This window comes from Oscillibacter sp. 1-3 (assembly GCF_000403435.2).
GTDB lineage: Bacteria > Bacillota > Clostridia > Oscillospirales > Oscillospiraceae > Oscillibacter.
Genome location: NZ_KE159703.1, coordinates 1,271,510 through 1,298,400, shown reverse-complemented (window position 1 = coordinate 1,298,400; position 26,891 = coordinate 1,271,510). Strand labels below are relative to the sequence as shown.

The following is a 26,891-nucleotide window of genomic DNA, read 5'->3' as shown; positions in this document are numbered from 1 at the left end:
CCCGGAAATGAAAATGTAGAGGAGGAAACGACGATGAAGAAACTGACCGCAGTCTGCGCCCTGATATTGGCGCTGACTATGGCCCTTGCTCCCGCCGCTCACGCGGCGGAGTGGGCGGGGGTACCCCATGCGAGCCCAGCAACGCGGGTCGCATGGGGAACAGAGGAGCAAGGGAGCGAGCATAGTTTTCGCCGTCAGGCGGAAACGGAGCAGAGCGGACTTTGCGACGATGTGGTCTGCTACCCCAGCTCCGTCACCCAGAGCGAGGATGGGGCCGAGATCCGCAAGTTCTACGACCTGTCCCCGGAGGACGACCCCACCGGCATCCCCCGCTCGGATTTCGAGCAGGACGGATACCACTACACCCTGGTGGATCTGCTCAAGCAGGAACTTCCGGAGCATGAGAGCCGCCAGCACACCGAGACAGTGACGCTGGACAGTAAAAACAAGGACATGGCCTCTGTGCTGGCCCTGCTGCCCCAGGAGAAGGCGTTCGTCACCGACGACGGCCTCGCCGGGACGCTGACTCTGCGGCTGGATACGGTGCAGGTGGAGGTGGCCGGCTACGGCAGCTCCACCAGGCAGGTCTCCGCCACCCGGACCTATCCCAATCTGGCGGGACAGGACACCCAGTACATCCCCAAGACCATTCAGGACGGCGGGCGTACTCTGACCCTCCAGGACGTCAGCTGGCAGACGGACAACACGGGAAGTCTGGACGGCTACGCCCTGGGCGACCGCTACACCGCCGTGGCTACCTACACCGGCAGCGCCACCAGCAGCTATGTCAAAGGCTATACCGTCACCGCCGACTACACTGGGACAGTCAGCAGGATCGCCCTGAACAAGACCCGGTATGTGGCAATTTTCGAGGGGACGCCCCTCCAGCCTGCGGAGCCTGTGGACGACGGTCTGGAGGCAACCGATCCGGCCCCCGCCGCCAGCTTCAACTGGCCGCTTCTGCTGGCGCCTCTGGGCCTCATCGCCGCGGCTGGCGGCGGCATCGGGATCGCCCTGTTCCTCAAACGGCGCAGTGAGCTGGCCGAGGGCGGCGATGAGGATGCGTAATTCCAAACCCGTAATCAGAAAGGACTGGTGAATGTGATGAAGAAGAAACTGACCATGCTCCTCCTGGCTCTGTGCATGACGGCCTCCATGATGGCGACCGCCTATGCCGCGGAGCCTCTGGAGTTCGTCAACGCAAGCTCCATATCCCTCGCTCTACCGCAAGCGGCAGAGCTCCCTCATTCCGCTGCATTTCCTCTTCCCACAAAGTCTTACGACTTTGCGGGAACCCTGATCGACGGAGCTGGCAACCCGGAATACGGCAAGTCCACGTCCATATCGGGCTCCCACAGCAGCCCAGCGCAGCGGGTGCTGTGGGAAAAGGAGGAGCAAGGGAGTGAATGGAGTTTTCGCCGTCAGGCGAAAACGGAATGGAACGGACTTTGCGACGACGCGGTGCATACCCCTGGCGGCGGGGCCATGAAAAACGAGGACGTGAGCAAGAACGCCGCTCTCGCTCCCCCCGCCTTCGGCAGCTACAGCGCCGACACCCTGCACACCGGCACGCCCCTCACTCCCAATCTGGCTCCCGGCTATCAGCCCACTTCCGGAGCCATCATCAACGGCAGCGCCGGTGTCATTCAGCCTCCCGCCATGGGCGGCAGTTTGGAAACGGATTCCGGCATCGGCTCCGTCTATGTCCCCGGCTCGTCCTCGGTGACAGTGACCAACCCCGGCAGTGCTTCCGGCGGCTATACGGCGGTGACAGATGACCTCTACTACAGCAACGGCAGCCTGGGGACACTGAAGATCCCCGCCATCGGCCTGAGCGTCAAGATCTACCAGGGTACGGACAGCGCCGCGCTGAAGAAGGGCGCGGGACACTTTGAGGACACCTCTATCTGGGATGGAAACGTGGCGCTGGCGGCCCACAACCGGGGCGTGAACAACCACTTCGGGGAGATCCATACGCTGGAGGTGGGCGATACCATCTCCCTGACCACACAGCTTGGGACCCGCACCTATGAGGTGACCTCCGTTTCCAAGGTGAGCGAGACAGACCGCAGCGCCCTCGCCGCCTCCACCACCAACATGATCACCCTTTACACCTGCGTCCGTGACCAGCGGGATCAGCGGTGGTGCGTCCAGGGCGTGGAAATTAGCTAATATGCTTCGTTTTCGCCCGATCGTTTCTCCATTTTAGATTGCATTTTCTTCTCGACTTTTGACCTCTGTTCCGATATTGTATTGCTTGCAATTCGCAAAGCAAAGTTTCTGGGCGTTCGGACTGGAGAACAAACTAAAACGCTTTCAACAGTAAATTACCCTGTATATTCTTTTTTAATAGAATATGTAAATGGCGGAAGAGAAATCAAAGAGTACAGCATGGATCTCAAAAAAGATGTTGAGGAAATGAACAAAATCTTACTGTACATCGAAATGTAAAGGCGGGGGTCTTCGTGCGTATTGTTAAAACAGTCGCTGAGTTTTTCTTGCATTTTTGCTTTACCACATATTGGGGTCCTTTATATTCCCGACAGATGAAGCTGGAGTTTTGCAGGCGCCCCTTTGTATCCGTATGTTGGAGGGATTATTTCCGCCGTTCCAGCTTACTTTGTATACAATCAGAAAAAGAAATATCGGCCGAAAGATTTTTGGTCAAATTCCGACAGAGATATTGCAGCAAAAGCAATTATAAAATCTGGGGAGGCGTCCGTTTTAGCAATACAAGGTCAAACGGGATGGGATCATAAAAGGGCGTCCAGAGCAATTTTCACATTAGAAAAGGACGGAATTATCGGACCGGATAACGGAACGGATTGTAGTGAAATCTTGATTGATATGCCAGAGAAAAAACTGCCGTAACACCTGAAATTAAAAACCCGCCCCTGCTACTCACAATACCAAGGGCGGCCACGAGGGCAGAATTCTTAACGGAGGCTCCGCCCTGGCCGCGATGGGGGCGGTTACGAAAATCATGTCAATGGGGACGCTGATTGTCTTAGGATTTCTGAAAGGATTTCAGCCCATCGCCGGATTCAGCTATGGGGCGAAAGATTTTGACCAGTTGCGGATGTCATGCCAGCCGTTGTCACAGCTCTTATGGCGGTTCGGCTACACAGAGAATTGCGGACAGGGCGGATATTGATAAAGATATTAAAAAACGCGCACAAAAACATGTGGACTTTCAGGCAAATCGCCCGATTCCAGTTCGGGCAGTTACCCATTATGGGTAACTGCCCACTCTGTCATTTCGGCAATAGGAAAATTTTATAGGCGTTTACCAGCGCCAAAGGTAAACGGGAAGATTTTTTCTGAGCAAGGCAAAAATTTGAGGGAACGCCCTGCGTATCTCAAAAATTTTTAGCGGGGCGCAGCGGAAAAAGATCCGCCGCTTGGGCGTTTTGCCATCTTTTCAAACACGGCCTGGAGCAATGCCAATCTGAAAAAGAAGCAGCAAACAGATCAGCCCTTTACCAGCACCTGTAATTCCGTCACGTACTCCGCCTCATGGCGGGTGTCGTGGACGTCAATGCGGTACAGCTCCAGGGGCGGCGCGGCGGGAGTGAGCCCCAAATCCCGGATGCCCCGGAACAGGGTCTCCAGGTGCCGGTCCAGACGGTCATAGCCGCCCCGGTAGAAGAGGCCGGCGTACCGCCCCGCAGGGAGCAGGGCGTCCCGGGGGCCGCCGGGAGGCGTGAGAAAGAACACGCAGGAGAAGCAGCTGCAAATCCCCTGCCGCAGACGGTCTCCGTCCAGGACAGCCCCCATGGTCTGGGCGCCGATGACCTTGATGTAGTCCTGGTGCTTTCCCTCCAGCTTTTTTAGCAGAAAGTCAATCTCCTTCTCCAAAATCACGTTCTCACGGAGAAAGACATAGGGGCGGGCCTCCTCCTCTGTGACGCTCACCTGCCCCTCCGGCACGGCGCGGTACCGCTCCAGCCGGTCCCGGCGCTGCTCCGCCTCCAGCCGGGCGGCCCGGAGCGCCGCCAGCTTCTCCTCCAGCAGCGCCTCCTGCCGGTCCAGCAGGGACAGCGTCTCCTCCACACTGCGCCGCTCCAGATAGGCCCGGATGTCCTCCGTGGGCAGGTCCAGCTCCCGCAGGGCGCGGATGACGTTCAAGGTGCAGACGTCCTGAATGGTGTACATCCGGTAACCGCTCTCCCCGCGGACCGGGTGAAGCAGGCCCTTCTCCTCATAGTAGCGCAGGGTGTCCGGGTGGAGGCGGAACAGCCGGGCGATTTCGTGAATCTTGTAGAGGTCCTTCATTTTTTCCTCCTGGGGGTTGACTTTCGGATAATACGAGGGTTTATGCTGGACGCGGAGAACAAGGAGGTCGTCTGTTTGGAACTGCGAAAAAAATTCTTGAAATTCGTTCTGCCCTCCATCGTGTCCATGTGGGCATTTTCCCTGTACACCATGGTGGACGGCGTGTTTGTGGCCCGGGGGGTGGGAGAGACCGCCATGGCGGCGGTGAACCTGTCCGCCCCATTCACGTCGCTGGTCTTCATGGTGGGCATTCTGCTGGCCACGGGCACCTCCACGGTGATCTCCGTGGCCCTGGGCCGGGGGGAGCTGGAGGAGGCCCGAAACTATTTCAACCAGAACCTGGCGGTGACGGTGTGCGTGAGCCTGGTCCTGACAGTCCTGGTTCTGCTGAACCTGGAGGCGGCGGCCCGGTTCCTGGGGGCCACGCCGGACACGCTGGACTATGTGAAAGAGTATGTGGGCACTATCGCGGTGTTCGCCGTGTTCTTCACCGTGTCCTACAACCTGGAGGTCCAGGTGAAGGCCAACGGCGCTCCCCAGGTCAGCACCGTCGGCGTGGTGTCCTGCGCGGTGATGAATGTGGCCCTGGACGCCCTGTTCGTCATGGGCCTGGGCTGGGGCGTGTGGGGGGCGGCCTTGGCCACGGGCTTGGCCCAGGTGACCTCCGCCGCGGTGTTTCTGGCCTACTTCCTCACCCACGGGGAGCGGCTGCGGCTGGGCCGGTTTCGCCGGAACCTGCGGGCATACCGCCGCATTCTCCCCCTGGGCCTCTCCGAGGGGCTCAACGAGCTGTCCAACGGCCTGGTGATCTTCCTCTTCAACCATACTATCCTGCGCGTCATCGGGGAGCAGGTTCTGCCGGCCTACACCATCATCAGCTATGTGAACACCCTGGTGCTGATGACCATGACCGGCACCGCCCAGGGGATGCAGCCGCTGGTGAGCTACGCCCTGGGAGCAGGGCGCCGGCAGGACTGCCGCCGTCTGCTGCAATACGGCGCCGCCTCCGCGGCGCTGTTCGCCGGGGTGTCCTTCGCCCTGGGAGAGCTGGGGGCGCCGCTGATCGTGGGGGCATTCCTGGAGCGAAACAGTGCCATCTTTGACTACTCCGTCTCCGCCCTGCGGATGTACGCCTGGAGTTTTTTGGCGATGGGGTTCAATGTGGTCTTTGCAGCATTCTTCACCGCGGTGGAACGGCCCGTCCCGGCGTTTACGATTTCCCTCAGCCGAAGTCTGGTGCTGCTGGCCGCCAGCCTGATGTTTATGTCCGCCCTCTTTGGGGACAGGGGCATCTGGCTGTCCACGCTGGTGTCGGAGCTGGGGTGTCTGGTGATTACGGCGTCCTGCGCCGTCCTCTGTTTCCAAAAGCGGCCCAATGCCTGACGGCGCCCTACACCCCCGAGAGCAGGGTGACGCTGTAGGCCAGGGTTTTCGTCTCCCCTGGAGCCAGAGTGACGGCAAAGGGCTTGTCCTGAAAGCGCCCGGTTTCATGGTCAAAAGCGGCACAGCCCTGCCAGGGCTCCAGACAGAGGAACGGAGCGCCGGGCTTGGTCCAAAAGGCGATCATGGGGAACTGGGAGAAATCCATTTTCACGCCCCGTCCGGTCTTTCGATGCAGCAGAGAGACACTGTCGGATTGGAGCTGCCGGAAGATGACGGTGTCCAGCCGCCGGAAGATCTCGTAGTTCAGGGAGAGTGCGCCGCCGCAGAGCATAGGCTCCGCCGCTTCGCCGAGGATCAGGCCCTCCGGTGTCAGCAGCAGAGTGGGGGCGTTCTCACGCCGGTTGAATACCAGATGATAGTCCTCAAAGCGCTCTCCATCCAGCAGGGGGCAGCGGAAGGCGGTGTGGGCGCCGATGCAGAAGGGAAGGGGCGTGCCGCCGGTGTTTTCCACAGTAAAGGCAGTGGAGAAGCCGTCCTCCAGCAGCCGGTGCCGCACCCGCAGGGAAAAGGGGAAGGGATAGTGCGCCAGCGTTTCGCCGCTCTCCCGCAGCTCCAGCGTGACAGAGAAGCCGTCCTGCTCCACAGGGATAAAGTCCAGATTCCGGGCGAAGCCGTGACGGGACATCTCACAGGTCTGCGCACCGATGTCCACTCTGCCGTTTTTCAAGGAGCCCACGATGGGGAAGAGAATGGGGTTTTGTCCGGACCAGAACGCCGGATTGCCGCCCCAGATGTACTCCGTGCCGCCGCGGCGCAGGGAGACCAGCTCGCCGCCGCGGGTTTGGACTGCGGCCTCCAGGGAGCCGCGAGAGAGGGTAAAGCGCATAAGATCGCCTCCTAAAAATAATGATGTGTTGTGCTGGGAAAGCGCTGAGTAAACCAATATGTGCAGATTTGCGTCAGAAATTCCTGTGGAAGAAGAACGCCGGAGCTTTTTCCGCCGCTCCATGTTGATTTTCCCTGCCATACACAAAGTATGGCGGCGTCAAATCGCCTTGATCGGCAAAAAATCTCTCAACCGGATTGCGCTGCTTATACAACTGCTTATCACCGTTCCAAAATAATTTCTCCTCACAGCATAAATCCCCGCCTCTCCAACGTGAGGCGGGGATTTCCATCACAAGTTACACTTCACATTCAGACCCGCCGCCAGCTGGCGCCGCCCTTCACGTCCGTGATCTCGATCCCCTGGGCCTTCAGCTCATCCCGAATCCGGTCCGCCTCGGCGAAGTTCTTGGCCTTCTTGGCCTCATACCGGGCCAGCACCTTGGCGTCCACCTCCGCGTCGCCCTCGCCGGTGATGACGTAGTCCCCGCCGCCGGTGTGGGCCGTCCTGGCCTGGGCGGCCTTCGCCCGCAGGGCCGCCGCCTTCTCCAGCAGGCTCAGGGACAGCACCTGGTCAAAGTCCCCGATCAGCGCCAGCTTGGTGGCGTCGGACGTCTGCGCCTTCAATACGTCGAAAATGGCCGTAACCCCCATGGAGGTGTTCAGGTCGCTGCCCATCTGCTGGAGGAATTTGGCCTTGTACGCATCGAATACGGTCTGGTCCACGTCCCCACCGGGGGTCAGGGCCGCGATGCGGGCCGCCAGCTTGTTATACGCCGCCACGGCGTTGTCCAGGTTCTCCCAGGTGAAGACCAGCGCCTTGCGGTAGTGGCTCTGGAGGCAGAAGTACCGGTAGGCCAGGGGATCGTACCCCTTCTCCTCCAGCAGGGAAACCGTCAAAAACTCGCCCTTGGACTTGCTCATCTTGCCGTCGCCCGTATTCAGATGGTGGACGTGGAACCAGTGGGGGCACCAGGGGTGGCCCAGGTAGCTCTCGGACTGGGCGATCTCGTTGGTGTGGTGAGGGAAGGCGTTGTCCACGCCGCCGCAGTGGAGGTCCAGGTACTCCCCGTTGTACTTCATGGAGATACCGGAGCACTCAATATGCCAGCCGGGATAGCCCACGCCCCAGGGGGAGTCCCACTTGAGGGCCTGGTCCTCGAACTTGCTCTTGGTGAACCAGAGGACGAAGTCGTTGCGGCTGCGTTTGTTGGCGTCCTCCTCCACGCCCTCCCGGACCCCCACGGCCAGGTCCTCCTCGTCGTGGTCGTTGAAGACATAGTACCGCTCCAGCTTGGAGGTGTCAAAGTACACGTTGCCCCCGGCAAGATACGCGTACCCCGTGTCCACCAGCTTTTCGATGATCCTGATATAGTCGCCGATGAGCCCCGTGGCGGGCTGGACCACGTCCGGCGTTTTGATGTTCAGCCTCCGGCAGTCCTCAAAGAAGGCGTCGGTGTAGAACTTGGCGATGTCCATGACGGACTTGTTCTCCCGCTTGGCGCCCTTGAGCATCTTGTCCTCGCCGGTATCTGCGTCAGAGGAGAGGTGGCCCACGTCGGTGATGTTCATGACCCGGTTTACCTCGTACCCGGCATAGCGCAGGTACTTCTCCAGCACGTCCTCCATGATATAGCTGCGGAGGTTGCCGATGTGGGCGAAATGGTACACCGTGGGCCCGCAGGTGTACATCTCCACATGGCCGGGGGTGTGGGTCTTGAACTCCTCTTTTTTGTGGGTCGCGGAATTGTATAGATACATGGTCGTCATCCTCCATTTTGTAATTTTCTGTTCAGACGGGCTCACCCAGCCCCTCCATGACCTTCAGCAGGGCGGCGTAGCTCTCCTCTGTAACTCCGCCGTAGAGCGCCTCATAGTGATCGTCCGCGTCCATGACCACCACTAGATTGTCGGGGCGGCTGCTGTAAAAGGTGATCTCCAGGTCCATCCAGTTTTTCAGGACGCAGGGCCGCTTATTCAGCTTGGTCTGCACAACCGCCAATTCCCCGCCGGTCAGCCAATGGTATTCCTTCACGGAGTATTTCAGCTGCCATATGGCCTCATAGGTCAGGGCCGCCTCCAGAAATTCGCTGGCGGCAGGGGCGGAGAGCAGCCAGGGGCCGTCATCTTCCATTTGCGTATACACCGGCGGGTCCGGGAGGGACAGGTCCTCCCGGCGGATTTCCGCCCGGCAGACGCCCTGGTTTTCACAGAGCAGCGGAAAGTGGTCTGACTGCGCCAGATGCTTCCACCTCTGGAAATGCTCCGGAAAAAACCACATATCATCATGCCGGGTAATCTCTTGATTTCGGCCGGCCGTACGGTAAAAATTCTCCACTGCCGCCGGAATATCCCCGAAAATATCCCTCACGGCGGAAATTTCCTCCTCGGTGCAGCCCCGGAACCGATCCACGCCGTATAAGTCCCGAATGAGTTCCCGCAGCTCCATTATGCCTTTTCCTCCAGGAACTTCTCATCCAGCAGCTTTTCCACCAGGTCCAGCCGGGAGGAGAGGATCTCCAGCATCTTCTGGGTGGGGTCCTCCACGCTGGTCTGGTCCACCTCGTCAGCGAAGTGGGCGGTCTGCCCGGCGATGCGGACAACCTTGGCGGGGATGCCCACGGCGGTGGCCCTCTCCGGGACCTCGGTGAGCACCACGGCGTTGGCGGCGATACGGGCGTTGTCCCCCACCTTGAAGGGCCCCAGCACCTTGGCCCCGCAGGAGATCAGCACGTTGTTGCCGATGGTGGGGTGGCGCTTGCCCTGGTCCTTGCCGGTGCCTCCCAGGGTGACGCCGTGGTAGATCAGACAGTCGTCCCCGATCTCGGCGGTCTCGCCGATGACAATGCCGCAGCCGTGGTCAATCACCAGGCGGCGGCCGATCCTGGCCCCGGGGTGGATCTCGATGCCGGTCCAGAAGCGGCTCCACTGGGAGACGCACCGGGCCGGAAATTTCAGCTTATGGCAGTAGAGCCAGTGGGCAACGCGGTGGTAAAAGACGGCGTGGACGCCGGGGTAGAGCAGCAGAATCTCCAGCTTGCTGCGGGCGGCGGGGTCCCGGCGCTGATAGGCCTCCAGGAGGCCTGCGGCCCGGGGGGTATATTCTTCCATGGCAAAAGCTCCTATCGAAAAGGGCGGTTGGGAACATGGCCCAAGAGCCAAAATAAAACGCCTCCTGCGCCAGACGGCACAAGAGGCGACGAATCGCGGTTCCACTCTCATTTCTCACTCAAAAGCCCTTGACGCGGGCCGGACGGGGCATCCCCTCGCTCCCGGACGCACTTTCACAGTCTCCGCCGCAGGCACGCTCTCAGCCGGTGACGCGCCCTCTCTGGTCCTTGGAGTCTCTGTTACTCTTTCCGTTCATCGCGCTATGCAGTTTTTATGCTTCATTATATTAACAGGGTTCCGGAGGCGTGTCAAGAAAATTTTCCCCCACCACGCCGCTCCGGCAGTTTCGCAAAAGCAAATTGAACAGAAACAAATTCTGTGATAAAATCCAAGCAAACAAGGCCTAGGCCTTGTTTGAAAAAAGGCGGAATGCCCAACGGCGAGAGATTTTTTCGCCAATCAAGGCAAATTTTTGCAGGCGGGCTGACGCCCGGCAAGAAAATTTAACGCAGAGTGGCGGATCAAGATCCACCGTTTGGGCGTTTTGACTTTTTTCAAACATGGCCTAAACTATTTTAAGGGGATATTTGCGAGATGGCGGAAGTGAAATTCTATGATTACGCAGATGATAAACGGTTGAAGTTCGCGGTTATCATTGCCAGAACAAATGGCAAATGGGTCTTTTGCAAACACAAAGAGCGGGATACATATGAACTGCCCGGGGGACACAGAGAGCGCGGCGAAGATATTTTGACTGCGGCTGAACGGGAATTGAGAGAGGAAACCGGCGCAGTAAATTTTACCATCCAACCGATCTGCGTATATTCCGTCAAAGGAAAAACAAGGATAGGTGAAGGCGCTGATGATGAGACGTTCGGAATGCTTTTCATTGCCGATATAGCTTCCTTTGAGGACTTGCACTGTGAGATCGAAAGCATTTTGGTTACGGACCATTTGATTGATCGCTGGACATATCCGCTGATCCAGCCCAAATTGCTGTCCGAGGCCCAAAACAGAGGATATTTGTAAGAAGATCCAGTTTATTCGGGGAACCGCCTGTAAAGGCGGTCCCCCGCTTTCGATATTTTGCCGGTCCTGCAAAACGGCGTTGAGAACACCGATTTGGACAGGGACTCCCCTTGCAAATCCCAGCTTCCTGTGGTACATTGAATAGGCTGTATTTTCCGCCCCGGTCCCGGGGCCTGCTGAACTTTTTTGAAAGCGCCCTCGCGGCGCATGGAGGTACTATGTCTGACTACCGCTCTGAAATCTCCCGGCGGCGCACCTTCGCCATCATCTCCCACCCCGACGCCGGCAAAACCACCCTGACGGAAAAATTCCTGCTCTACGGCGGGGCCATTGCCCAGGCCGGGGAGGTCAAGGGCAAGCGGGCCCGGGCCGCCACATCCGACTGGATGGAGATTGAGAAGCAGAGGGGCATCTCCGTCACCTCTTCCGTCATGCAGTTCCAGCACGGGGGCTTTTGCATCAACATCCTGGACACCCCCGGCCATCAGGACTTCTCCGAGGACACCTACCGCACCCTGATGGCGGCGGACAGCGCCGTCATGGTCATCGACGGGGCCAAGGGCGTGGAGCCCCAGACCCGGAAGCTCTTCAAGGTCTGCGCCCTGCGGCGCATCCCCATCTTCACCTTCATCAACAAGATGGACCGGGAGACCCGGGACCCGCTGGAGCTGTGTGAGGAGGTGGAGCGGGAGCTGGGAATCGACACCTACGCCGTCAACTGGCCCATCGGCTGCGGGAAGGAATTTCAGGGCGTCTACGACCGGGAGAAAGGGCGCATCCTCTTCTTCCAGGCCGAGGAGCGGGGCAAGAAGGTCCGCTCCGCCGAAATTGCCCTGGACGATCCCGCTCTGGAGGACATGATCGGCGAGGCCAGAGCCGCCGCCCTGCGGGAGGAGGTGGAGCTGCTGGGGGCCGGGCGGGAGTTTGACCTGGAGGCCGTGCGAAACGGCACGCTGTCCCCGGTGTTCTTCGGCTCCGCCCTCACCACCTTCGGCGTGGAGCCCTTTCTGGAGGAGTTCCTCCGCATGACCACCGCTCCCCTGAGCCGGGTGTCCGACCAGGGGGAGGTGGACGCGTTCTCCCAGGACTTCTCCGCCTTCGTCTTCAAAATCCAGGCCAACATGAACAAGGCCCACCGGGACCGGCTGGCCTTCATGCGCATCTGCTCCGGAAAGTTCCAGCGGGACACGGAGTATTTCCACGTCCAAAGCGGCAAGAAGCTGCGCCTGAGCCAGCCCCAGCAGATGATGGCCGCGGAGCGGGAGATCGTGGAGGAGGCCTACGCCGGGGACATCATCGGCGTGTTCGACCCGGGCCTCTTCGCCATCGGCGACACCGTCACCGTGCCGGGAAAGAAGTTCCGCTACTCCGGCATCCCCACCTTCGAGCCGGAGCACTTTATGCGGGTGGCCCCCAAGGACACCATGAAGCGCAAGCAGTTCATCAAGGGCACGGAGCAGATCGCCCAGGAGGGCGCCATCCAGATCTTCAAGCTCCCCGGCGCCGGCATGGAGGAGGTCATCGTGGGCGTGGTGGGCACGCTGCAGTTTGACGTGTTCGAGTACCGGATGAAGTCCGAGTACGGTGTGGACCTGTATATGACCGGCCTGCCCTACGACCACCTGCGGCTCATCACCGCCTGCCCCTGCAAGCCGGAGGACCTGGTGCTGTGCACCGGCTCCGCCATTCTGGAGGACTTCCGGGAAAGGCTGCTGGTGGCCTTTGGCGGCGAGTGGAGCGTGGGCTTCCTCACCAAGCACAACCCCGGGCTGGAGCTGGCGGACTCCCTCTCCGTGTAAGAGGAGGAAGGCACCGTGAAGCGCATCTTGATCGTGGAGGACGACCGGGCCCTGGGGGACGGCGTCCGGCTGGCCCTCCAGCACCCGGAGTTGGAGGCCGTCCTCTGCCGCACCCTGGCGGAGGCCCGGCCGGCGCTGGAGCGCCAGCCCTTTGACTTGGCGATTCTGGACGTCAACCTGCCCGACGGCAGCGGACTGGAATTGCTGCGGCAGCTCCGGCAGTCCTCCTCCCTGCCCGTCATCCTCCTCACCGCCAACGACATGGAGACGGACATTGTCACCGGCCTGGAGTCCGGCGCGGACGACTATATCACCAAGCCCTTCTCCCTGGCGGTGCTGCGGGCCCGGGTCAACGCCCAGCTGCGCCGGGGCGAGCCGCCGGCGGCGGACCGGGTGGACCTGCCCCCCTTCTCCTTCGACTTCGGGCGGATGGAGTTCCGCAAAAACGGCGTCCTGATCGAACTGAGCAAGACGGAGCAAAAGCTCCTGCGCCTGCTGGTGGAGAACCGGGGCCGCACCCTGACACGGGCCGCCCTGGTGGACCGGGTGTGGACCGACGGCGCGGAGTACGTGGACGAAAACGCCCTGTCCGTGACGGTGAAGCGTCTGCGGAACAAGCTGGAGGACATCCCCTCCAGGCCCCAATATCTCAAGACCGTCTACGGCCTGGGTTACACCTGGACAGCGACGCTTTAGGGCCATAAGCCCAAATACCCGGCTTGCCGGAGACGGAACGGATGGGAATCCGTCCGGCAGAAGACGGCCCGGCGTTCCGCTGGCGTGGGGCCGTCCCCAATTGTTACGCAGTGAGAGAAGGTGCGCCGCTGTGGTCAGCCTGAATGATATATTGGATCATCTCCCCCTCCTGGCGCCGGTCCTGGCGGCCTCTTTGATCCTGTGGGACCGACTCCGCCTCCGCCGGGTCTTCAAGCGTCTGGAGGATATGCTGGACCGGGCGCTCCAGGGCGAATTCCGGGAGGAGGTCTTTGACGAAAGCCACCTCTCCGCCGTGGAGACCCGGCTGGCCCAGTACCTGGCCGCCTCCGCCACCGAGGCCCGGGGGATTCTGGAGGAGCGGGACCGGATCAAGGCCCTCGTTGCCGACATCTCCCACCAGACCAAGACCCCCATCGCAAACGTCCTGCTGTACGCCCAGCTCCTGGGGGAGCAGCCCCTCTCCCCAGAGGGCCGGGACTGCCTGGCCGCCCTGGATGGACAGACGGAAAAGCTTCGCTCCCTGATCGAGGCCCTGGTGAAAACCTCCCGGTTGGAGACCGGCGTCCTGGTCCTGCACCCCCGCCCGGCGCCCCTCTCCCCGGTGCTGGAGGACTGCGCAGCCCAGTTCGCCCCCAGGGCGGCGGAGAAGGGCATAACCCTCTCCCTGGCACCGGCGGAGAACGACGCCGCGGTGTTCGACCCCAAGTGGACGGCGGAAGCCGTGTGCTGCCTGCTGGACAACGCTGTGAAATACACGCCCCCCGGCGGCGCTGTCACCCTGCAGGCAGTCTCCTACGAGCTGTTCTGCCGGATCAACGTCACCGACACCGGCCCTGGCATCTCTGAGGAGGAGCAGCCGAAGGTCTTCCAGCGGTTCTACCGCGCCGCCCCCGCCGCGGATGCCGACGGCGTGGGCATCGGGCTGTATCTGGCCCGTCAGATCGCCGAGGGCCAGGGCGGCTATATCCGGATTTTCTCCAAGCCGGGGAAGGGAGCCAAGTTCTCCCTGTTCCTGCCAAAGCTCCAGACGCATACCGCCGGGTCCCGCCCATGAGACGGGGCCCGGTTTTTTTCAAAATATGGTAGACAACAGCTCCGATTTGGCGTATACTACTGCCAAAGATATTATTATGGTTTATGAAAGACATTAGCCGCAATAATATTAAATTCATTTTGAGGAGGCGTGATCCCATGTCTGAGAGTTACGCGGGCAAGATCAACCGGAAGCTTGTGAAAAAGCGCCGCATCATTGAGGCCGCCGCCGGACGGGAGCCGGCGGACCTGGTGCTGAAAAACGCAGTCTACGTCAACGTGTTCGCCAACCAGCTCTGCACCGCCGACATCGCCGTGGCGGAGGGACTGATCGTGGGCATGGGGAACTACTCCGGCGAAGCGGAGGTGGACTGCGCCGGGAAGATCGTCCTCCCCGGCTTTCTGGACGCCCACATCCACCTGGAGAGCTCCCTGGTCTCCCCCCGGGAGTTTGTGAAGGCCGTGCTGCCCCACGGCACCACCACCGTTGTCACCGACCCCCACGAGATCGCCAACGTCATGGGCACCGACGGCATTGAGTACATGCTCCAGGCGACGGAGGACCTGCCGGTGGACGTGCGGTTCATGCTGCCCTCCTGCGTCCCGGCCACGCCCCTGGACGAGTCCGGTGCGGTGCTGGACTACCGCGCCATCGACTCCTTCTATGACCATCCCCGGGTCCAGGGCCTGGCGGAGATGATGAACTTTGTGGGCATCATCGCCGGGGACGGCCAGCCTGTGGAGAAGATCGTGGCGGCCCAGGCCCACCACAAGAAGATCGACGGCCACGCCCCGGACCTCCGGGGCAACGATCTCAACGCCTACATCGCCGCCGGGGTGTACTCCGACCACGAGTGCCACGACCTCCAGGACGCCGTCGCCAAGCTGGAGCGGGGCCAGTTCATCATGATCCGGGAGGGCACCGCCGCCCGAAACCTGGAGGCCCTGGTCCCCCTGCTGTGCGACAAGTACTCCGAGCGGTGCATGTTCTGCACCGACGACAAGCATCCCAGCGACCTGTTGGAAAAGGGCCACATCGACTACATCGTGAAAAAGGCCATCGCCCTGGGGGCGGACCCCATCACGGCGGTGAAGGTGGCCTGCCACAACGCCGCCCGGTACTTTTTGCTGAACAACCGGGGGGCCATCGCCCCGGGGTATCTGGCGGACTTCGTGGTCATCGACAATTTTCAGAATTTCAACATTGAAAAGGTCTTCAAAAAGGGCGTTTTGATGGTGGAAAACGGCGCAGTGCGGGACTTCCCCGCCCCGGAGATCGAGCCCTACCTCACCCAGCGGGCCCACAGCACCTTCCACCTGGGAAGCCTCACGGCGGAGGACTTCATGGACCACCGCCCCCGGGGCATCATCGGCATGGTGGACGGGGAGATCACCACCCAGGACGCCGGCTACTCCGACCGCATCGACGTGGAGTACGACGTGCTGAAAATCGCCGTGGTGGAGCGGCACAAGAACACCCATCACATCGGCATCGGCTTTATCCAGGGCTACGGGCTCAAGTCCGGCGCGGTGGCCACCTCCATCTCCCACGACTCCCACAACATCATCGTAGTGGGAACCAATGAGGCCGACATGGCCGCCGCCGTGAACCGGGTGGCGGCGCTGAACGGCGGCATCGTGGTGTGGGACGGCGGCGCGCCCGTCGCCGAGGTGCCCCTGGCCATCGCCGGCATCATGAGCGACGAGCCCCTGGAGGCCGTGAACGAAAAGCTGGAGGCCGCCAAGGAGCGGGCCCACGGCCTGGGCGTGGGCCGGGGAATCGACCCCTTCATGACGCTGAGCTTCATGGCCCTGCCGGTGATCCCCTCCCTGCGGATCACCACCCGGGGCGTGTTTGATGTAACCAGCCAGAGCTACGTCTGAGCCGCGCTTTTGGTTTACGGCTGCGGCTTTGCAGGGGCGGGGCCTCTCCCCGCCCGTTTTCCTGAAAACGCCAGGTTTCCGTCGGACGGGCCAGGACAGCGCCCGGCCCCTGCATAAAGCCTGCGAAGAGGACACTTCCTGAAAAAAGCCCGCCGTCTTTTGAAAAAAAGGCGGCGGGCTTTTTTTGCGCCTCTTGAAAATCCCCGTTTTCTCTGGTATAGTATTTTAATTATAGTATATGAAAATCCGACGAGGTGAAACTGTGTACCTGAAAGCACTGGAAATTCAAGGCTTCAAATCCTTTCCCGACAAGACCGTTCTGAACTTCGGCGAGGACATCACCGCCATCGTGGGTCCCAACGGCTCCGGCAAGAGCAACATCTCCGACGCCATACGCTGGGTCATGGGCGAGCAGAGCGCCAAGGGCCTCCGGGGGGCCAAGATGGAGGACGTCATCTTCGGCGGCACGGAGAAGCGGGCCCAGGTGGGCTTCGCCCAGGTGACGCTGGTGCTGGACAACACCGAGGGCATCTTCCCCACCATGGAGGAGTCGGAGGTGGCGGTGACCCGCCGCTACTACCGCAGCGGAGAGAGCGAGTACTACATCAACCGCCAGTCCGTCCGCCTCAAGGACGTGACGGAGCTCTTTATGGACACCGGCATGGGCAAGGAGGGCTACTCCATCATCGGTCAGGGCAAGATCGACGAGATTTTGTCCACCCGCAGCGGCGACCGGCGGGAGATCTTCGAGGAGGCCGCCGGCATCTCCAAGTTCCGCCACCGGAAGGAGGACTCCGAGCGGAAGCTGGAGCGCACCCAGGAGAATCTGGTGCGGATCAACGACAAGATCGCGGAGCTGGAGCTCCAGGTGGAGCCCCTGCGGGACCAGGCGGAGAAGGCGAAAAAGTACCTGGTTCTCCGGGACGAGCTGCGGCTTCTGGAGATCTCCGTGTGGCTGGAGAACCTGGATAACCTGAAGATTCAGGCCCGCAAGACGGAGGCGGACTTCCGCGCCGCCGAGACCGCCCGGGACGAGGCCCGCTCCGCCCTGGACGCCCTGTACGCCGAGGGAGAACAGTTCGGCGAAAAAATGCGGGAAAAGGACGTGGAGGCCGAGTCCATCCGAGGGGAGGCCGCCGCCATCGGCGGACAGGTGACGGAGCAGGAGTCCGCCGTGGCCGTGCTGGAGAGCGCCATCGTCCACAACGAGGAAAATATTCAGCGCGCCCGCCAGGAGCTGGAGGAGACGGACAGCCGTGCCGGAAATCTCCAGAGGCAGGCGGAGGAGCAGGAGGCCCGCATGGCGGAGATCGACGCCGCCCTGACGGCCCTGAACGAGGCGCTGGAGGTTCTGCTGGACCAGGCCCGGTCCGCCGCCGAGACGGCCGGCGGAGTCCAGGACGAGGCGGAGGCCCTGCGGGCCAAGGAGGCCATCGCCGTGGCCGCCGCCGCCGACCGCCGGGCAGACGCCGCCGCCCTGGCCGCCGAGAACAGCCAGATCACGGAGCGGAAGACCGCAGTGGAGAGCGAGCGCGCCGCCGCCGCGGCCCAGCTGGAGGAGGCAGAGAAGGAGGCCAGGACCAACCGCCGTGCCCTGGAGGACGCCCGGGACGAGGCAGAGGCGGTAGCCAACATCATCGCAGGCCACAGCCTGCGGATGGAGGAGCGGAAGAAGAAGGCCGCCGCCGCCGCGGAGCAGCGGGTGAAGCTGACTATGGACGCCGGCGCGCTGGACAACCGCATTCGCCTGCTGACGGAGATGGAGAAGGAGTACGAGGGCTTCTCCAAGGCCGTAAAGACTGTGATGCAGGCCAGGGGCAGCCTCCGGGGACTCCACGGCCCCGTGGCGAGCCTGATGAAAACCGACGGAAAGTACAGCCTGGCCATTGAGATCGCCCTGGGGGCGGGCCTTCAGAACATCGTGGTGGACCGGGAGGAGGACGCCAAGAGCGCCATCAGCTACCTCAAGCAGCGGGACGCCGGCCGGGCCACCTTCCTGCCCCTCACCGCCATCCGGGGCGGCGAGCTGCGGCAGCAGGGCGTGGAGAGCGAGTTTGGCTTTGTGGGGCTGGCCTCCCGCCTAATCACCTTTGAGGAAAAATACCGGAACATCTTCGAGAGCCTTCTGGGCCGTACGGTGATCGCCGAGGACATGGACTGCGGCATCGCCATGGCCCGGAAGTACCAAAACGCCTTCCGCATCGTCACCCTGGACGGCCAGGTCATCAACCGGGGCGGCTCCATGACCGGCGGCTCCACCTCCCGCTCCGCGGGCGTGCTGAGCCGGGCGGCGGAGCTGCAAAAGCTGAACGGCCGCGCCGGGGCCATGCACCGGGCCCTGGAGGAGGCCAGAGAGGCGGAGGAGGAGGCGAACCGGGAGCTGGCCGCCGCCCAGTACGAGCTGGAGACGGCGGAGAGCCAGCGCCGCCAGGCTGAGGACGAGGTGCTGCGGCTGGAGGGCACGAAGAATCACTTTGACATCCTCCTGCAGTCCCTGCGGGAGAATCTGGAGAATCTGGAGGGCGAGCTGGAGAGCCTCACCGGCCGGCTGGCGGACAACGCCCGGAGAGCCAAAGAGGCGGAGGAGGAAATCGCCGCCCAGGAGACCCGGGCCGCATCCTTCCGCGCCCAGGCGGAGGAGGGGCTGGACCGGCAGTCGGAGCTGCTGGCCCAATCCAACGCCCTGGCGGAGGAGATCACCGGGAAAAAGGAGGAGCTGGCGGCCCTGACCGCCCAGCGCGAGGCCGCCGCCGGACGGGCTGCGGACCTGCGCAGTCTCTCCCAGGACCTGGGCGGAGACCGGCGGCAGAAGGAGGAGGCCCTCCGGGCCTATCAGGCCCACATTGACGAGGCCGCCGCTGAGATCGCCCGGCGGAAAGAGACCATCGCCGCCCTCACGGCCCAAAGCCAGGCGTTCCAGGCCCGGCTCCAGGCCCTGAACGAGGAGAAGCTGGCCCTGGAGGCCCGGCGCACCGCCCAGAACCGGGCCAGCCAGGAGATGAACGAAAATCTTTTGAACCTGGAGCGCTCCGCCTCCAGGCTGGAGCAGAAGATCGCCACCTCCGCCCTGGAGGAAAAGCAGATTCTGGACCGGCTCTGGGAGCACTACGAGCTGAACCACTCCGACGCCCAGGCGCAGCGGATCGAGCTGGAGAGCGTGCCCAAGGCATCCCGCCGCATCGGCGAGCTGAAACGGGACATCTCCGCCCTGGGCACCCCCAATATCGGCGCCATTGAGGAGTACGACCGGGTGAACACCCGCTACACCTACCTCACCGGCCAGCGGGACGACGTGGAGGCCGCCAAAGCGGATTTGGAGAAGATCATCGGGGAGATCACGGCGGAGATGACCCGCATCTTCGCCCAGCAGTTCAAGCTCCTCTCCGAGAGCTTCCAAACCACATTTGTGGAGCTCTTCGGCGGCGGACAGGCCCGGCTGGAGCTGGAGGACGAGACGGACATCCTGGGCTGCGGCATCGAGATCAAGGCCCAGCCCCCGGGGAAGACCCTCAAGACCATCTCCCTCCTCTCCGGCGGTGAGAAGGCCTTCGTGGCCATCGCGCTGTACTTCTCCATATTGAAGGTGCATCCCACACCCTTCTGTGTCATGGACGAGATCGAGGCGGCGCTGGACGATGTCAACGTCACCCGCTACGCCCGGTACATGCGGACCCTGGCGGGGCGGACCCAGTTCATCGTCATCACCCACCGCCGGGGCACCATGGAGGAGGCGGACGTCCTCTACGGCATCACCATGCAGGAGCAGGGTGTCAGTAAAATCCTTACCATCAACCTCAACGACATGGCGAAGGAGCTGGACATCGAATAAAAAGGAGGCTCTCCCATGAAGCTGCGTCATAAGATATGGATTTCCCTGGCGGTTTTTGCCGTGGCCACTGTGCTGATGATCGCCGGCCTGTTTCTGACGGAAGAGACGGTGACTGCCATCGGGCTCGCCGGATCAGGGGCCATCATCTACTGGGTTGGGATCATGCTGGCCATCTCCTGGTGGCGCTGCCCGGTGTGCGGCAAGCGGGTTGACCCGCCTTTTAAGAAGAAACGCTGCCCCCGCTGCGGCCTGGAGGTCGACTACGAGATCCGGGGCCGGAGAGGGGTCAAGGGAGAGGATTATGACCGCCACCCGTGAGGGAGACGGCGGGAAGGAGGCGGTCCGTGTGAGCCTGTGGCAGAAGAAGTGTACGGTGTTTGCCCTTATGCTGGGGGTGCCGGTGCTGCTGTACCTTATCGCAATGGCGCTGGAGCACACAGGGCTTGCCGTTTATGGGGAGATCCCCGCCATCGCCCTTTTGGGTGTCATCCCCGGATTTCTCCTCCACCTCTGCTGGATGCGCTGCCCTCATTGCGGCAGGCATCTGGACCGGAATAACGGGCAATACTGCCAATACTGCGGCGAAGAGATTGACTGGGATGCGAAACCCGGAAAGGAATAGAATTATGAGTTTACGACAAAAGGACTATATCATCGCCGTCCTGGCCATTGGGGGGCTCTTCGCGGCCATGGCCAACGGCGTGGTGGGAGCCGTCATGCTGCTGGCCGCCCTGGGGCTCTACAACATCTGGTGGCGGTGTCCCCACTGCGGCAAGTTCCTGGGCCGCAAGCACGAGCTCCACTGCCGGTACTGCGGCAAGGCCGTGGACCGGACTGCGAAATACTCTAAAAAGGATCAAGAGGAATCTTGACGTTCGGGAGGACACTATGGGCTTTTTTGACAAGCTGAAAAAGATCACCACCAATCTCTTCTCCACCTTCACCGAGGCGGACGAGGCCTTTTTCGAGGAGCTGGAGGAGACGCTGATCCTGGCGGACCTGGGGGTGGAGACCGCCGCCGAAGCCGTGGAACGGCTGCGGGAGAGGGTGCGGAAGGAGAAGCTCCAGGACCAGGAGTCCGTCCGCGCCTCCCTGCGGCAGGTGCTGGTGGAGCTGCTGGACGTGGGCACTACGGAGCTGAACGTCTCCACCACCCCCAGCGTCATGCTGTTCATCGGCGTCAACGGCGTGGGCAAGACCACCTCCATCGGCAAGGTGGCACACCTTTTGAAGCTGGGGGGCAAGCGGGTGCTGCTGTGCGCGGCGGACACCTTCCGGGCCGCCGCCGCAGACCAGCTGGAAATCTGGGCGCAGCGGGCCGGGTGCGAGATCGTCCGCCAGCACGAGGGGGCGGACCCCGGCGCGGTTCTCTTTGACGCCCTCCAGGCCGCCAAGGCCCGGGGCGTGGACGTGGTGCTGTGCGACACCGCCGGACGGCTCCACAACAAGGCCAATCTCATGGCGGAGCTCAGCAAGCTCAGTAAGATCATCGACCGGGAGTGCCCCGGCGCGGCCCGGGAGACCCTGCTGGTGCTGGACGCCACCACGGGCCAGAACGGGCTCATCCAGGCCAGGACCTTCAAGGAGACGGCGGGCCTCACCGGCATCGTCCTCACCAAGCTGGACGGCACCGCCAAGGGCGGCATCGCAGCGGCCATCGCCCGGGAGCTGGGCGTGCCCGTGAAGCTGGCGGGCATAGGCGAGGGCATTGACGATTTGAAGCCCTTCGACGCGGAGGAATACGCGGAAGCGATTATTTGACCGTTCCGGGAAAGGAGGAGTCCCCATGATGCTTTTCAGCCGCCGGAAGCTTGCCCAGGTGAATTCCCTGCAGGAGCAGCTGCAAATTCAGGAGACACTTGCCGCCCAGGGGATTGCCAGCTCCGCCGGCGCGGGGAGCACGGCCCGCGCCATGGAGCGGCGGGCCCGCCTGGGCGGAGCTGCCGAAAGGGATGTTTTCTATACGGTTTACGTGCACAAAAACGACTATGACAGAGCTGTGTATCTGCTGGAAGCCCTCCGGCGGGGCCGCTGAGAGAAAGAGAGGAAATCCGAATGAATCGAGCAGACGGCCGGGCCTTTGATCAGCTGCGCCCGGTGAAGATCACCACGGGATTTATCAAATTCGCCGAGGGCAGCTGCCTCATCGAGTGCGGCGATACGAAGGTCCTCTGCTGTGCCAGCGTGGAGGACAAGACCCCGCCCCACGTACCCTACGGGGAGGGCTGGGTCACCGCCGAGTACTCCATGCTGCCCCGGGCCAACCGGGAGCGGAGCCGCCGGGACGTGGCCAAATTGAAGCTCAGTCCCCGCAGCGCCGAGATCCAGCGGCTGGTGGGCCGGTCCCTCCGGGCCGCCGTGGACATGAAAAAATTGGGAGAGCGGACCATCACCATCGACTGTGACGTGCTCCAGGGGGACGGCGGCACCCGCACCGCCTCCGTCACCGGGGGATTCATCGCGCTGGCCCTGGCCTGTAAAAAGCTGGCGGCGGACGGCGTCCTGGGGGCCAGCCCCATCCGGCACTATGTCACCGGCGTCTCCGCCGGCATTGTGGAGGACACAGCCCTGCTGGACCTCCAGTACAGCGAGGACAGCCGCGCCCAGGTGGATTTGAACTGCGTGATGAACGAGGCCGGGGAGCTCATCGAGCTCCAGGGCACCGGCGAGGGCCGGGCCTTCACCCCGGCGGAGCAGCAAGAGCTGGTGCGGCTGTGCGCCAAGGGCTGCCGGGAGCTGCTGGCCGTCCAGAGAGAAGCGTTGGGAGGGAGATTCTGATGTCTGAGAAATTCGTGCTGGCTACCCATAACGCCAATAAATTGCGAGAGATGTCCGATATTTTGTCCAAATTGGGCGTTCAGGTGGTGAGCCCCGCGGACCTGGGCATCACCGTGGACGTGGAGGAGACGGAGGCCACCTTTGCCGGAAACGCCATGCTCAAGGCAAAGGCCGTCTGCGCCGCGGCGGGCCTGCCCGCCATCGCCGACGATTCCGGCCTCTGCGTGGACGCCCTCAACGGCGGTCCCGGGGTCTACTCCGCCCGCTACGGCGGGGAGGAGCTGGACGACAGGGGGCGGTATACCCTGCTGCTGAACAGTATGCGGGGCCAGACCACCCGGGCGGCCCACTTCGCTTGCGCCGTGGCCTGCGCCTTTCCCAACGGCGACGAGCTGACGGCGGAGGGGACCTGCGGCGGCACCATCGCCTTTGCCCCCATGGGGGAGAACGGCTTTGGTTACGACCCGGTGTTTTTTGTGCCGGAGAAGGCAAAGACCTTCGCCCAGCTGACGGCGGAGGAGAAGGCGGAGATCTCCCATCGGGGAAAAGCCCTGGCGGAATTTGTGGAAAAGCTGGGAACATATTTGAAAAAGTAGCGTCCAAAAAAGAAGAGGGCGAAGCCGGAAAAAGTTTGGATCAAACCTTTTCAAAGGTTTGCGGGGTGCAGGGGCAGAGCCCCTGCGGTTCCGGCGCAGGGCGAAGCCCCTGCCGGAATCGTATCCAGGGTGCGCAGGGCGAAGCCCGCATCGTGCCTGTCTCATTTTAGTACGTTAGAATGCAGGAGACGCAAATAATTAAAGGGGGCTGTTTGACGCCTCCGGCGGCAAAGGCGCTGGAAGGCCGCGCCGGAGGGGCGGTCAACGAGAAGGTCTGCGGCGCGGCCTTCCTGTTGGGGTTCTTTCGCACCCTGCGGGGCGCGAGCAGAGGCGTTGCCCCTGCACCCCACGGCCTTTGAAAAGGCCGGCGAAACTTTTATCCCGCGCGTTGTACGGGCCGTTGATCCATATGAACGCCACAGAAAACGAAACCTGAAAACAGAAAGGCAGATCCATGGAACTGACAAGCAAACAGCGGGCCCAGCTGAGGGGCCTGGCAAACACCATCGACACCATTCTCCAGGTAGGCAAGGACGGCATCGGCGAAAATCTCGTCAAGCAGGCCGACGACGCCCTGGAGGCCCGGGAGCTCATCAAAGGCCGGGTTTTGGAGAATAATATCGAATACGACGCCCGAAGCGCGGCGGCAGAGCTGGCCAAGGCCACCCGCAGCGAGGTGGTGCAGGTCATCGGCACCAAGTTCGTGCTGTACCGGGAGAGCCACTCCAAGCCCAGGGAAAAGCGCATCCAGCTGGTGAAGAGCAAACGCCCGAAAAACTGACCAAATGCGATTTCCAAGGAAAAGGGGGTTCCTGTTTGAAAATCGGAATTTACGGCGGCACCTTCAACCCGCCCCACCTGGGCCACATCACCGCGGCCCGGGCGGCGTTTGAGATGCTGAAACTGGACAAACTCCTGATCGTCCCCGACGGCCAGCCGCCCCATAAGGACCTGCCCCCGGACAGTCCCGCGCCGGAGCAGCGGCTGGCCCTGACCCGCCTGGCGGCGGAGGAGATGGGGGACCGGGCGGAGGTGCTGGACCTGGAGCTCCGCCGAGAGGGACGGAGCTATACGTCCGACACCCTGACCCGTCTCCATGCCCTGTACCCGGAGGACGAGCTGTGGCTGCTGATGGGGGCGGACATGTTTTTGACCCTCCACCGCTGGCATGAGCCGGAGACGATCCTGTCCCTGGCGGGCATCGCCGCCTTCGGCCGCACGGAGGCGGACACAGAGGAGCTGTTCGCCGCCCAGCGGGATTATCTTTATAAGAGTTTTCCCCAGGCGCGGCTCTTTACCCTGACCATCCCCGGCGTGGTGGACATCTCCTCCACGGCTCTGCGGGAGCGGCTGGCGGCGGGGGGCGGGGCAAATTTCCTGGCCCCGGCGGTGTACGGCCTGATCCTGCGAAAGGGGCTCTACGGCACGGCGGCGGACCTGAAACACCTGCCCCTCAGCCAGCTGCGGCCCGCGGCCCTCAGCTATCTCAAGCGCCGCCGCATTCCCCACGTGCTGGGCACGGAGCAGGAGGCCATCCGCCTGGCGGCGCGGTACGGCGCCGATGTGGAGAAGGCCCGCAGGGCCGCCCTCCTCCACGACTGTACGAAAAAGCTGGACATGGAGGAGCAGCTGTCCCTGTGCCGGCAGTACGGCATCCAGCTGGACGAGCTGGAGCAGAGGGCCTTGAAGCTCCTCCACGCCAGGACCGGCGCCGAGATCGCCCGGGACGTGTTCGGCGCAGACGATGAGATTTACAGCGCCATCCGGTGGCACACCACCGGTCACGCCAACATGACCCTTCTGGAGAAGATTATCTATCTGGCGGACTATATCGAACCCAGCCGGGATTTTCCCGGGGTGGACAGACTGCGCAAAGTGTGTTATGAGGATCTGGACAGGGGCCTGCTGACGGGCCTGGAGATGACCATTGAGGAAATGCAGGGGATGGGAAACCCGGTGCACCACGCCACCCTGGAGGCGCGGGATTTCTTGAAAGGATAAGGATTAGTGGAAAGAGAACAGAGACACGCGGGTGGGAGCCGCCTGGAAAAAAAGCCCCCAAAACCCAAAAAGCCCAGCCGGTTTACCAAGCAGCAGAGGATCATGATCGCCGTGGCGGCGGTCCTGGCGGTGGCGGTGGGCGGTGTGCTGGCGTGGCGGAGCGTCTTTGCCCGCCCGGATCTGGACAACCGCCGGGGCGGCGCCATCTTCACCAAGAAGGACGACGGCACGGAGGAGATCGAGGAGATTGATTACGGCGAGGGCATCCGTCCCCGGGCCGGCGGTGAGCGCAAGAGCGAGGACTTCTACACTGTGCTGATCCTGGGCCGGGACACCGGCGGCGGCGGCAACACGGACACCATGCTCCTGGCCAGTTACGATGTCACCAACCAGAAAGCCACGGTGATGTCCATCCCCCGGGACACCATGGTGAACGTCTCCTGGGACGTGAAGAAGATCAACTCTGTCTATAATTTCAACGGCGGCGGAGACAAAGGCATTCAGGCCCTGTACAAGGAGATCTCCCAGCTGGTGGGCTTTGAGCCGGACTACCAGGTGGTGGTGGAGTGGGAGGCCGTGGGCAAGCTGGTGGACGCCATCGGCGGCGTGGACTTCGACAACCCCTACCCCATGGACTACCACGACCCCTATCAGGATTTGGTCATCGAGCAGGCCCCGGGCCTGCGGCACCTGACCGGCGACGACGCCATGCAGGTCATCCGCTGGCGGGGCAACGACAACGACAGCCCCTATGGCTACCATAAGAACAAGGGCGGCATCGGCGACAGCGGCCGCATGGAGCTACAGCAGAACTTTTTGAAGGCCGTCATCAAGCAGATGCTGACCATCAAAAACGCGGGCAATATCAACAAAATCGTCAAGGTTTTCGACGAGTGTGTGGAGACGGACCTCAGCTTCCAGGAGGTCTTCTGGTTTGCCCAAAAGGCCATTCTGGGCGGCTTAAACGTGGAGAACGTGGAGTTCCTCACCATGCCCTGGCGGGGGGCCAACGTATACAGCCGCAGCTATACCAAGTCGGAGGGGAAATACACGGAGCTGGCCTACGTGCTCCCCATCGCCGGACAGCTGCTGGACATCGTGAACAACAAGCTCAGCCCCTATGTGGAGGTTTTCAAGCGCAGCGACCTGGACATCATGTCCGTCAACGCCGACGGCAGCCTCAGCTCCTCCACCGGCTACGTGGAGGACAGGGTGGCGGCCCTGCCGCCGGACATCCCCTCCAACGAGCCGGAGGAGGAGTGGGCCCTGGACGCCAACGGCAACCCCTACGACCCGGAGACCGGCTTCCTCATCGACCCGGAGACCGGGGAGATCATGGAGGGCATCCTGGCCGTTCCCCCCGTGGTCACGGACCCGGACAATCCCGGCGTCGTTGATCCCGGCAATCCGGGGGTAATCGACCCCAACAGCCCCGGCGTCACAGACCCGGGGACTACCGTCCCCAACAATCCCGGCACGGCGAACCCCGGTACGGCAGATCCGGGGACAACCAATCCCGGCACGGCGAACCCCGGTACGGCAGATCCGGGGACAACCAATCCCGGCACGGCG

At 62.3% G+C, this 26,891-nt stretch carries 26 protein-coding genes and 1 pseudogene; 21 read left to right on the top strand and 6 right to left on the bottom strand.

The features are described 5' to 3' along the window. Nucleotides 1–33: 33 nt before the first annotated feature. The 4 genes and pseudogenes from C816_RS06250 to C816_RS24210 all read left to right on the top strand — a co-directional run. Nucleotides 34–1,068, top strand: a complete 1,035-nt coding sequence (locus C816_RS06250) for a hypothetical protein (protein ID WP_016321574.1) — start codon at nt 34–36, stop codon at nt 1,066–1,068. Nucleotides 1,069–1,104: 36 nt separating this feature from the next. Then, on the top strand, nt 1,105–2,172 hold the full coding sequence (locus C816_RS24800; RefSeq protein WP_016321573.1) for a class D sortase: 1,068 nt from the start codon (nt 1,105–1,107) through the stop codon (nt 2,170–2,172). Between the two features lie 402 nt (nt 2,173–2,574). Next, a complete protein-coding gene (locus C816_RS22490) occupies nt 2,575–2,871 on the top strand; it encodes a DNA translocase FtsK (protein WP_081646273.1) in 297 nt (98 codons plus the stop codon). Nucleotides 2,872–2,941: 70 nt separating this feature from the next. Then, nucleotides 2,942–3,112, top strand: a pseudogene (locus tag C816_RS24210) (MATE family efflux transporter); the annotation flags it as partial. Nucleotides 3,113–3,471: 359 nt separating this feature from the next. Here C816_RS24210 and C816_RS06235 read toward each other — a convergent pair. Next, entirely contained in the window at nt 3,472–4,275 is an 804-nt protein-coding gene (locus C816_RS06235; RefSeq protein ID WP_016321572.1) for a MerR family transcriptional regulator, read from the bottom strand. A 75-nt stretch (nt 4,276–4,350) separates the two neighbouring features. On the opposite strand from C816_RS06235, the gene C816_RS06230 reads away from it, so the two are divergent. Next, on the top strand, nt 4,351–5,658 hold the full coding sequence (locus C816_RS06230; protein WP_242832124.1) for an MATE family efflux transporter: 1,308 nt from the start codon (nt 4,351–4,353) through the stop codon (nt 5,656–5,658). 7 nt (nt 5,659–5,665) lie between these two features. Here C816_RS06230 and C816_RS06225 read toward each other — a convergent pair whose 3' ends face one another. The 5 genes from C816_RS06225 to epsC all read right to left on the bottom strand — a co-directional run bounded on the left by C816_RS06225 (nt 5,666) and on the right by epsC (nt 9,654). Beyond that, the gene (locus C816_RS06225) at nt 5,666–6,544 is read right to left on the bottom strand and encodes an aldose 1-epimerase family protein (protein WP_016321570.1); all 879 of its coding nucleotides are present in this window, start codon (nt 6,542–6,544) and stop codon (nt 5,666–5,668) included. Nucleotides 6,545–6,617: 73 nt separating this feature from the next. Beyond that, nucleotides 6,618–6,836 carry a hypothetical protein gene (locus tag C816_RS23480; protein ID WP_242832123.1) on the bottom strand — a complete coding sequence of 73 codons (219 nt, stop codon included), beginning with the start codon at nt 6,834–6,836 and terminating at the stop codon, nt 6,618–6,620. Between the two features lie 19 nt (nt 6,837–6,855). Then, complete coding sequence (gene cysS, locus C816_RS06220) at nt 6,856–8,304, bottom strand: cysteine--tRNA ligase (protein WP_016321569.1); 1,449 nt, start codon at nt 8,302–8,304, stop codon at nt 6,856–6,858. A 31-nt stretch (nt 8,305–8,335) separates the two neighbouring features. Beyond that, nucleotides 8,336–8,992, bottom strand: coding sequence for a hypothetical protein (locus tag C816_RS06215; RefSeq protein ID WP_016321568.1), 657 nt, complete (start codon nt 8,990–8,992; stop codon nt 8,336–8,338). Then, nucleotides 8,992–9,654, bottom strand: coding sequence for a serine O-acetyltransferase EpsC (gene epsC, locus C816_RS06210; RefSeq protein WP_016321567.1), 663 nt, complete (start codon nt 9,652–9,654; stop codon nt 8,992–8,994). The genes C816_RS06215 and epsC overlap by 1 nt, the downstream gene beginning before the upstream one ends. Nucleotides 9,655–10,248: 594 nt before the next feature. On the opposite strand from epsC, the gene C816_RS06200 reads away from it, so the two are divergent. From C816_RS06200 to C816_RS06125, 16 genes are all read left to right on the top strand, one after another. Further along, nucleotides 10,249–10,683, top strand: a complete 435-nt coding sequence (locus tag C816_RS06200; protein ID WP_016321566.1) for an NUDIX hydrolase — start codon at nt 10,249–10,251, stop codon at nt 10,681–10,683. 218 nt (nt 10,684–10,901) lie between these two features. Continuing rightward, nucleotides 10,902–12,482 carry a peptide chain release factor 3 gene (locus C816_RS06195; protein WP_016321565.1) on the top strand — a complete coding sequence of 527 codons (1,581 nt, stop codon included), beginning with the start codon at nt 10,902–10,904 and terminating at the stop codon, nt 12,480–12,482. 15 nt (nt 12,483–12,497) lie between these two features. After that, on the top strand, nt 12,498–13,178 hold the full coding sequence (locus C816_RS06190; protein ID WP_016321564.1) for a response regulator transcription factor: 681 nt from the start codon (nt 12,498–12,500) through the stop codon (nt 13,176–13,178). A gap of 130 nt (nt 13,179–13,308) precedes the next feature. Beyond that, nucleotides 13,309–14,253: an ATP-binding protein gene (locus C816_RS06185; protein WP_016321563.1), complete on the top strand. Its 945-nt coding sequence runs from the start codon at nt 13,309–13,311 to the stop codon at nt 14,251–14,253. Nucleotides 14,254–14,390: 137 nt separating this feature from the next. After that, nucleotides 14,391–16,115 (top strand): adenine deaminase, encoded by a 1,725-nt coding sequence (gene ade, locus C816_RS06180; protein ID WP_016321562.1) that lies wholly within the window; start codon nt 14,391–14,393, stop codon nt 16,113–16,115. Nucleotides 16,116–16,353: 238 nt separating this feature from the next. Further along, complete coding sequence (gene smc, locus C816_RS06175) at nt 16,354–19,944, top strand: chromosome segregation protein SMC (RefSeq protein ID WP_242832122.1); 3,591 nt, start codon at nt 16,354–16,356, stop codon at nt 19,942–19,944. A gap of 15 nt (nt 19,945–19,959) precedes the next feature. Then, nucleotides 19,960–20,262 (top strand): hypothetical protein, encoded by a 303-nt coding sequence (locus tag C816_RS06170; protein ID WP_016321560.1) that lies wholly within the window; start codon nt 19,960–19,962, stop codon nt 20,260–20,262. Next, entirely contained in the window at nt 20,246–20,566 is a 321-nt protein-coding gene (locus tag C816_RS06165; RefSeq protein ID WP_016321559.1) for a hypothetical protein, read from the top strand. The genes C816_RS06170 and C816_RS06165 overlap by 17 nt, the downstream gene beginning before the upstream one ends. A 4-nt stretch (nt 20,567–20,570) precedes the next feature. Beyond that, nucleotides 20,571–20,816, top strand: a complete 246-nt coding sequence (locus C816_RS06160; RefSeq protein WP_016321558.1) for a hypothetical protein — start codon at nt 20,571–20,573, stop codon at nt 20,814–20,816. A 16-nt stretch (nt 20,817–20,832) separates the two neighbouring features. After that, entirely contained in the window at nt 20,833–21,705 is an 873-nt protein-coding gene (gene ftsY / locus C816_RS06155) for a signal recognition particle-docking protein FtsY (RefSeq protein ID WP_016321557.1), read from the top strand. A 25-nt stretch (nt 21,706–21,730) separates the two neighbouring features. Then, nucleotides 21,731–21,979, top strand: a complete 249-nt coding sequence (locus C816_RS06150; protein WP_016321556.1) for a hypothetical protein — start codon at nt 21,731–21,733, stop codon at nt 21,977–21,979. A gap of 20 nt (nt 21,980–21,999) precedes the next feature. Beyond that, nucleotides 22,000–22,722 (top strand): ribonuclease PH, encoded by a 723-nt coding sequence (gene rph, locus C816_RS06145; protein WP_016321555.1) that lies wholly within the window; start codon nt 22,000–22,002, stop codon nt 22,720–22,722. Continuing rightward, on the top strand, nt 22,722–23,318 hold the full coding sequence (locus C816_RS06140) for an XTP/dITP diphosphatase (RefSeq protein WP_016321554.1): 597 nt from the start codon (nt 22,722–22,724) through the stop codon (nt 23,316–23,318). Before rph ends, C816_RS06140 begins: the two co-directional genes overlap by 1 nt. Before the next feature lie 454 nt (nt 23,319–23,772). Further along, on the top strand, nt 23,773–24,099 hold the full coding sequence (gene yhbY / locus C816_RS06135) for a ribosome assembly RNA-binding protein YhbY (protein ID WP_016321553.1): 327 nt from the start codon (nt 23,773–23,775) through the stop codon (nt 24,097–24,099). Nucleotides 24,100–24,134: 35 nt separating this feature from the next. Further along, complete coding sequence (gene nadD, locus C816_RS06130) at nt 24,135–25,319, top strand: nicotinate (nicotinamide) nucleotide adenylyltransferase (protein ID WP_016321552.1); 1,185 nt, start codon at nt 24,135–24,137, stop codon at nt 25,317–25,319. Nucleotides 25,320–25,325: 6 nt separating this feature from the next. Continuing rightward, a partial coding sequence (locus tag C816_RS06125; protein WP_016321551.1) for an LCP family protein occupies nt 25,326–26,891 on the top strand: 1,566 nt, incomplete at its 3' end.